This window comes from Actinosynnema sp. NPDC004786, from assembly GCF_053601135.1.
The window spans coordinates 306580-313359 of the sequence record NZ_JBSGBG010000002.1 but is presented as its reverse complement, the minus strand read 5'-3'; the positions used below and the strand labels follow the sequence as shown (position 1 = coordinate 313359).

The 6780-nt window shown below is 75.1% G+C and carries 8 protein-coding genes; 7 read left to right on the top strand and 1 reads right to left on the bottom strand.

Annotated features, from left to right (window positions below; translation table 11 throughout):
* On the top strand, nucleotides 1–506 hold a 506-nt coding region (locus ACWEFJ_RS03415), incomplete at its 5' end, for a cellulose binding domain-containing protein (protein ID WP_449712797.1).
* A gap of 38 nt (nucleotides 507–544) precedes the next feature.
* Here the strand turns inward: ACWEFJ_RS03415 and ACWEFJ_RS03410 are convergent.
* Nucleotides 545–1522 carry a zinc-dependent alcohol dehydrogenase family protein gene (locus ACWEFJ_RS03410; RefSeq protein WP_449712796.1) on the bottom strand — a complete coding sequence of 326 codons (978 nt, stop codon included), beginning with the start codon at nucleotides 1520–1522 and terminating at the stop codon, nucleotides 545–547.
* Nucleotides 1523–1609: 87 nt separating this feature from the next.
* Between ACWEFJ_RS03410 and ACWEFJ_RS03405 the strand changes: the two genes are divergently transcribed.
* From ACWEFJ_RS03405 to ACWEFJ_RS03380, 6 genes are read left to right on the top strand one after another with little or no spacing between them, the layout of a single operon-like run.
* On the top strand, nucleotides 1610–2020 hold the full coding sequence (locus ACWEFJ_RS03405; RefSeq protein WP_378089184.1) for an acyl-CoA thioesterase: 411 nt from the start codon (nucleotides 1610–1612) through the stop codon (nucleotides 2018–2020).
* Entirely contained in the window at nucleotides 2017–2739 is a 723-nt protein-coding gene (locus ACWEFJ_RS03400) for an energy-coupling factor ABC transporter ATP-binding protein (protein WP_449712795.1), read from the top strand. Before ACWEFJ_RS03405 ends, ACWEFJ_RS03400 begins: the two co-directional genes overlap by 4 nt.
* Nucleotides 2736–3365, top strand: a complete 630-nt coding sequence (locus ACWEFJ_RS03395; protein ID WP_378089180.1) for an energy-coupling factor transporter transmembrane component T family protein — start codon at nucleotides 2736–2738, stop codon at nucleotides 3363–3365. Before ACWEFJ_RS03400 ends, ACWEFJ_RS03395 begins: the two co-directional genes overlap by 4 nt.
* A complete protein-coding gene (locus tag ACWEFJ_RS03390) occupies nucleotides 3365–3946 on the top strand; it encodes a biotin transporter BioY (RefSeq protein ID WP_449712794.1) in 582 nt (193 codons plus the stop codon). Before ACWEFJ_RS03395 ends, ACWEFJ_RS03390 begins: the two co-directional genes overlap by 1 nt.
* On the top strand, nucleotides 3946–5445 hold the full coding sequence (locus tag ACWEFJ_RS03385; RefSeq protein ID WP_449712793.1) for an AMP-binding protein: 1500 nt from the start codon (nucleotides 3946–3948) through the stop codon (nucleotides 5443–5445). Before ACWEFJ_RS03390 ends, ACWEFJ_RS03385 begins: the two co-directional genes overlap by 1 nt.
* Nucleotides 5411–6610 carry a thiolase family protein gene (locus ACWEFJ_RS03380; protein ID WP_378089175.1) on the top strand — a complete coding sequence of 400 codons (1200 nt, stop codon included), beginning with the start codon at nucleotides 5411–5413 and terminating at the stop codon, nucleotides 6608–6610. Before ACWEFJ_RS03385 ends, ACWEFJ_RS03380 begins: the two co-directional genes overlap by 35 nt.
* The last annotated feature ends 170 nt before the right edge of the window (nucleotides 6611–6780 follow it).

Sequence of the window (6780 nt, the reverse complement as noted above, 5' to 3'; positions counted from 1 at the left end):
AGAACGGCGGCGTCATCCTCATGCACGACGGCTACCAGACCACCATCAACGCCATCCCCCAGATCGCCGCCAACCTCGCCTCCCGCAACCTCTGCGCCGGCATGATCTCCCCCACCACCGGCCGCGCCGTCGCACCCACCGACACCCCGACCACCACCACCACGACGACCACGACCACCACCACGACCACGACCACCACGGGCACGCCCCCGACCGGCGCGTGCGCGGCCTCCTATCGGACGGTCAACTCGTGGCAGGGCGGCTACCAGGGCGAGGTGACGGTGACCGCCGGGTCGGCGATCACCGGCTGGACCGTGCGGTGGACGTTGCCCTCGGGCCAGATCACCCAGGTCTGGAGCGGCGAGCTGGTCGGCAGCGGCACGCAGGCGGCGGTCCGCAACGCGTCGTGGAACGGCTCGCTCGCGGCCAACGCGTCGACCACGTTCGGGTTCATCGCCACCGGCAGCAGCCCCACGGGCGCCGTGCTCACCTGCACCAGCCCCTGACCGGACGCGGTGCGCCCCTCACAACCGGGGGCGCACCGTCACGGGGTGATGATCACCTTGCCCGCGCGTCCCCACGCGACGCTGCGCTGGATGGCCGTGGTGAGCTGGTCCAGCGGGAACCGGCCCTGGACCCGGGACGCGGCCACCCCGTCGAGCACCAGCCCGCCCGCCTCGTCCAGGGCCTGCTGGATCTCGGCGTGACCGCCGGCGTGCACCCAGTCGCGCAGCCGGAACAGCCGGACGGTCAGGTCCGGCCGGCGGGCGGCGAGGTCGACGGGCAGCGGCCGCCCGGACAGCAGGCCGTAGTGCACCAGGCAGCCGCCCACCCGGGTGCCCAGCGCGAGGCGTTCGCCCTCCTCGCCGCCCACGGCGTCCAGCACGACCTCCGGACCCAGCCCGTCGGTGAGGTCCCGCAGCGCGTGGTGCCAGTCGGGCCGGTCGGTGGCCAGCACGGCGGTCCAGGGCGTGGCGGCCAGCTCCGGGCGGTCGGGGTCGCGGCGGACCAGGCCGATAGCCGGGACGCCCAGCCGGTGCAGCATCCGGGCGAGCATCAGGCCGATGGCCGACCCGGCGGCGTTGACCACGACGAGCGGCCGGCCGCGCGGCACGACGTGCTCGTCGATCATCCGCCGCGCGGTCAGCGGGTTGATGTAGCAGGTCGCGGCCTGCTCGTCGGTCAGCTCCGGGCGCACCCGGAAGCACCACCGGGCCTGCGTCGGCTTGACCTGCTGCCACGCCCCGGACGTGCCGATGGGCAGCACCCGGTCGCCCGCGGCCAGGCCCGTGACCTCCGCGCCGACCCGCTCCACCACGCCCACGCCCTCGAAACCGGGCACGAACGGCAGGGCGGTCCGCGACCGGTACGCGCCGGCGATCGTGACCAGGTCGGACGGGTTGACGGTGGCGGCGGTCATGCGCACCAGCACCTCGTCCGGGCCGGGGCGGGGCGGTTCGTACTCCTCCACCTCCACGACGTCGACGGCGTTGCCGAAGGACCGCACGATCGACCGGTACAAGCGCACCTCCGCGGGAAGTCGTCGGTCATCATATGGACAATGCCCGGGAGCGCCACGACAATGGGCCGGTCATCGGGAGGAGCGCACGTGCGGACGAGGATCTCGTTCTCCGATGTCGACATGCACGGAAACGTGCACAACGGGCGTTATGTCGCCTACGTCGAAGACGCGATCAACGAGTTCCTCCGCGAGAACGGGCTCGCCGCGCAGTTCGACCCGGCGTCGACCGAACTCGCCTACCACGTGAAGAAGGTCGAGCTCGTCTACCGGTCGCCGGTCGGCTTCGAGGACGTGGTGGACATCACCGCCCGGGTGGACCGCGTCGGCCGCACGAGCCTCACGTTCGCCGCCGAGGTCCGACCGGTCGGCGCGGACGCGCCCGCCGTCGAGGCGACGGTGGTGTGGGTGTGCGTGGACCCCGCCACCCGGCGCGCCGAACCGGTGCCCCCGCACGTCCACGCGGCGCTGAGCGCCACGGCCGGCGCCTCCTCGGCATGACGCGAGCCGCGGGCGCGCCCTCGCCCACCCCGACCACCGCGCCCGTCCTCGAACTGGACGGCGTGCACGTGTCCTTCGACGGCCGTCCCGTGCTGGTCGACGTGACCGCCCGGCTCGCCGAGCGCCGGATCGGCGTCATCGGCGAGAACGGCTCGGGCAAGAGCACGTTCGCCCGGCTGCTCAACGGCCTGGTGCGGCCGGACGCGGGCCGCGTCCGGGTGGACGGGCTGGACACCGTCGAGCACGCGCGGGAAGTGCGAGCGAAAGTCGGTTTCGTCTTCCAGAACCCCGACAACCAGATCGTGTTCCCGATCGTCGCCGAGGACCTCGCATTCGGGTTGAAGAACCTCGGTGTGCCCAAGAGCACAATTCCGGGGCGGGTGGCCGACGCGTTGGCGGAATTCGACATCGGGCACCTCGCGGACCGGCAGAGCCACCTGCTCAGCGGCGGCGAGAAGCAGTTGGTCGCGCTGGCCGCGGTGATGGTCATGCGGCCGGACGTGGTGGTGTTCGACGAACCGACCACGCTGCTGGACCTGAAGAACCGCAACCGCATCCGGGACGCCATCGCGCGCATGCCCCAGTCGGCCGTGGTCGTCACCCACGACCTGGACCTGCTCGACGGCTTCGACCGCGTGCTGGTCGTCCACCAGGGCCGCATCGCCCGCGACGGCGACCCGGCCGACGCCGTGGCGTGGTACCGGGAGCACTGCTCGTGAGCCTCTCGCTGTACGTGAGGAGGCGCACACCGCTGCACCGGCTGCCGGCGGGGTGGAAGTTCGGCGCGCTGTTCGTGACGGGCATCGCCCTGTTCCTCACCGACGACGCGGTCGTGCTCGGGTCGGCCGCCGCGGTGGCCGCCGCGCTGCTCGCCTCGGTGCGCCCGCCGCTCGCCACGCTGCGCCGCCAACTCGCCGGCCTGCTCGTCATGCTCGCCGTGATCTTCACCGCCACGGCGGTCTTCCAGGACGTCCACGCCGCCGTCACGAGCGTGTGCCGGCTGCTGGCGCTGCTCCTGCTCGCGCTCGCGGTCACGTCGAGCACCCGGGCGAGCGACGTGCTGGAGTTCTTCGAGCGGCTGCTGACCCCGTTGGCCGGGCTCGGCCTGGCGAACCCGGCGAAGATCAGCCTGGGCGTGTCGCTGGTGCTGCGGTTCGTGCCCGAGGTGTCCCGCCGCTACCACGAGATCCGGGAGGCGCAGGCCGCGCGCGGGCTGCGCGCGAGCCCGGTGGCCCTGATCGTGCCGTTGGTCGTGCGGGTCCTGAAGTCGGCCGACGACATCGCGGACGCGATCGACGCCCGCTGTTACCCACCACCCCACCCCACCGGCCGGGAGACCACGTGATGGCCACGCGCAACGAAACCGGGATCACCACCAGGGACGTCGTGATGATCGCGCTGTTCGCCGCGATCATCGTCACGCTCGGGCTCGTCCCGCCCGTCACCCTCGGCGTGGTGCCGGTGCCGATCACGCTCCAGACGCTCGGCGTGATGCTCGCCGGCGCGGCGCTGGGACCGGTGCGCGGCGCGCTGGCCTGCGCCCTGGTGGCGTTGCTGACCGCGATCGGCCTGCCCGTGCTGGCCGGCGGTCGGGGCGGGATCGGCGTCTTCCTCGGCCCGACCGGCGGGTACGTGGTCGGCTGGATCCTCGGCGCGCTGGTCACCGGGCTGCTGGTCAAGCACTGGGTGCTGCGGCTGCGCAGCCGGTGGGCGCAGGTGGGGGCGTACTTCGCGGCGTGCGTCGTCGGCGGCATCCTCGCCGTCTACCTGGTGGGCATCCCGTGGCTGTCGGTCGCCGGCGGGCTGTCGCTCGGCCAGGCGCTCGTGGGCGGGCTCGTGTTCGTCCCCGGCGACCTGGTCAAGGCGGCCATCACCGCGCTGGTGGTGCATGGCGTGCGTCGCGCGTACCCCATGCCGGTGAAGTGATGCCCGTCGCCGAACGGGTGGTCAGGTGGTGGCGCGAGCGTCCCGACGCCACCGCGTTCCGGTTGCCGGGGCACCGGATCGGGTACGGCGAGCTGGCCGAGCGCGCGGCGGCCGTCGCGGCGGGTCTGCGGGCGCGGCGACCGGGGCGTCCCCTGCTCGCGATCGACGTGGGCAACTCGCCCGCCTTCGCCGAGCTGGTCGTCGGCGGCACGGCCGGCGACGGCGCGTGCGCGGTGCTGGACCCGGCCTGGCCGCCCGCGCGGACGGCCGAGGTGCTGCGCCGGTTGCGGCCCGACCTGGTGGTGACCTCCCGGCCGGTCGAGACCGACGCGCCGGTGCTGGTCGTCGGCGACTCGTACGAGGACTGGCTCGACGGGCTCCGCGGCGTGGACCCCGCGCGCGAGCTGGCGCCCGGCGACCCGGGCAGCACGTTCCTGATCGGCTTCACCTCGGGCACCTCGGGGCTGCCCAAGGCGTTCTCCCGGGCGCGCGGCACGTGGCGCGCGAGCCTCGCGCACGCCCGCGACGTGTTCGGGGTCGGCCCGGACGACCACATCCTGGCACCGGGTCCGCTCTCCCACGGGCTGGGGCTGTACGCCCTGGTGGAGGCGTTGCACGAGGGGTCGGCGTTCGCGACGCTGCCCCGGTTCGACGCCGGGGCGGTGCGTGCCGGGCTGGGGTCGGTGACGCGGCTCGTCGTCGTGCCGACCATGCTGCGCGGCCTGCACCGGGAGCTGGCCGCCGCGCCCGGGCCGTACCCCGGCGTGACCGCCATCGTCAGCAGCGGGGCCAAGCTCGACCCCGCCACCCTGGCCCGCGCTCGGGCGTTCTTCCCGCACGCCCACGTGCACGAGTACTACGGCGCGTCGGAGCTGAGCTTCGTGACCGTGCGGCACACCCCGCCGGACGCCGGGGCCGACGGGGATCCCGACGCGGTCGGCCTCCCGTTCCCGGGCGTGGAGCTGGAGGTCCGCGACCCGGAGGGCCGCGCCGTGCCGACCGGGACGCCGGGCGAGGTCCACGTGCGCGGCCCGCTCGTCAGCTCCGGGTACGTGTGGGGCGACGACGGGCAGGCGTTCCGCACCGACGGCGAGTGGGCCACCGTGGGCGACCACGGGTGGCTCGACGACGCGGGCGGCCTGCACCTGGTCGGCCGCGCGGGGTCGATGGTGATCACCGGCGGCCACAACGTCTACCCCGGCGAGGTCGAGGAGGCGCTGCGGCGGCTGGACGGGGTGGAGGACGCCGTCGTGGTCGGCCGGCCCGACGAGTACCTGGGCAGCGTGCTGGTGGCGGTCGTGACCGGTCCCGGCGCGTTCGACCTCACGCAGGCGGAGGTGCTCCGCCGCAGCGCCGACCACCTGCCGCGCCACAAGGTGCCGCGCCGGGTCTACGCCGCCCGCGAGTGGCCGCTCACGCGCAGCGGCAAGACCGCCCGCGCCCGGATCGAGGAGTGGATCGACCATGGCGACAGCCGACTCGTCCAGCTACCCGCCTGACGACCGCCGCCCCGTCGTGGTCGCCGCCCGGCGCACGCCGGTCGGGCGCGCGGGCGGCGCGTTCGCGGCCGTGCGGGCGGAGGACCTGCTGGCCCCCGTGCTGCGGGCCGTGCTGACCGAGGCCGGGGTGGCGGCGGGCGAGGTGGACGACGTCGTCATCGGCAACGCCGCCGGCGGTGGCGGCAACGTCGCCCGGCTGGCCGCGCTGACCGCCGGGCTGCCGGTCGACGTGCCGGGCGTGACCGTGGACCGGCAGTGCGGGTCCGGGCTGGAGGCGGTGGTGCTGGCCGCGCGCCTGGTCGCCGCCGGCGCGGGGGACTGCTACCTGGCGGGCGGGGTCGAGAGCACCAGCACCGCGCCGTGGCGGGCGGAACGGCCGACCCGCCCGACCGGGATGCCCCGCTTCTACGCGCGGGCCCGGTTCGCGCCGGACTCGGTCGGCGACCCGGAGATGGGCGAGGCGGCGGAGAACGTGGCGCGGGCGTTCGGCGTCGACCGGGCCCGCCAAGACGCGTTCGCGCTGCGCAGCCACCGGCGCGCCACGGCCGCCGCGGCGGCGGGCCGCTTCCGCGCCGAGATCGTCCCGGTGCCGACCCGCGGCGGCGTGGTGGAGGCGGACGAGTGCCCCCGGCCCGACACCTCGGCGGAGGCGCTGGCCGCGCTGCGCCCGGTCTTCGCCGAGGGCGGCACGGTGACGGCCGGCAACTCGTGCCCGCTCAACGACGGCGCGAGCGCGATGCTGGTGACGAGCCTGGCGAAGGCGCGGCGGCTCGGGGTCGGTCCGGTGCTGGGCTTCGTGGACGGCGCTTCGGCGGGCGTGGACCCCAACCTGCTGGGCATCGGCCCGGTCGAGTCGACCCGCCGCCTGCTCGTCCGGCGGCCGGGGCTGGACCTGGGCTCGGTGGCGGCGATCGAGTTCAACGAGGCGTTCGCCGCCCAGGTGCTCGCCTCGCTGGACGCGTTGTCGATCGCCGAGGAGCGGGTCAACCGGGACGGCGGCGCGATCGCGCTGGGCCACCCGTACGGGGCGTCCGGCGCGATCCTGGTGACGCGCCTGCACACGCAGCTGGTGCGCGAAGCGGCCCCGGCCGGCGCGCAGGGGTTGGCGATGCTCGGCATCGCCGGCGGCCTGGGCCTGACCGCGCTGTTCGAACGGATCGGGTGACGGGGAGCGGGGCCGCGCCTTTCCCCCCGAGTCCGCGCGGGTGGGTTGGGTGGGTGACGGGGCTCGGCGGCGGGGAGCGGGGTCGCGCCCTTGCCGCCGGGTCCGCGCGGTGGGTCGGGTGACGGTTTCGGCGGCGGGGGAGTGGGATCGCACCCCGGGGCGCGGTCGAA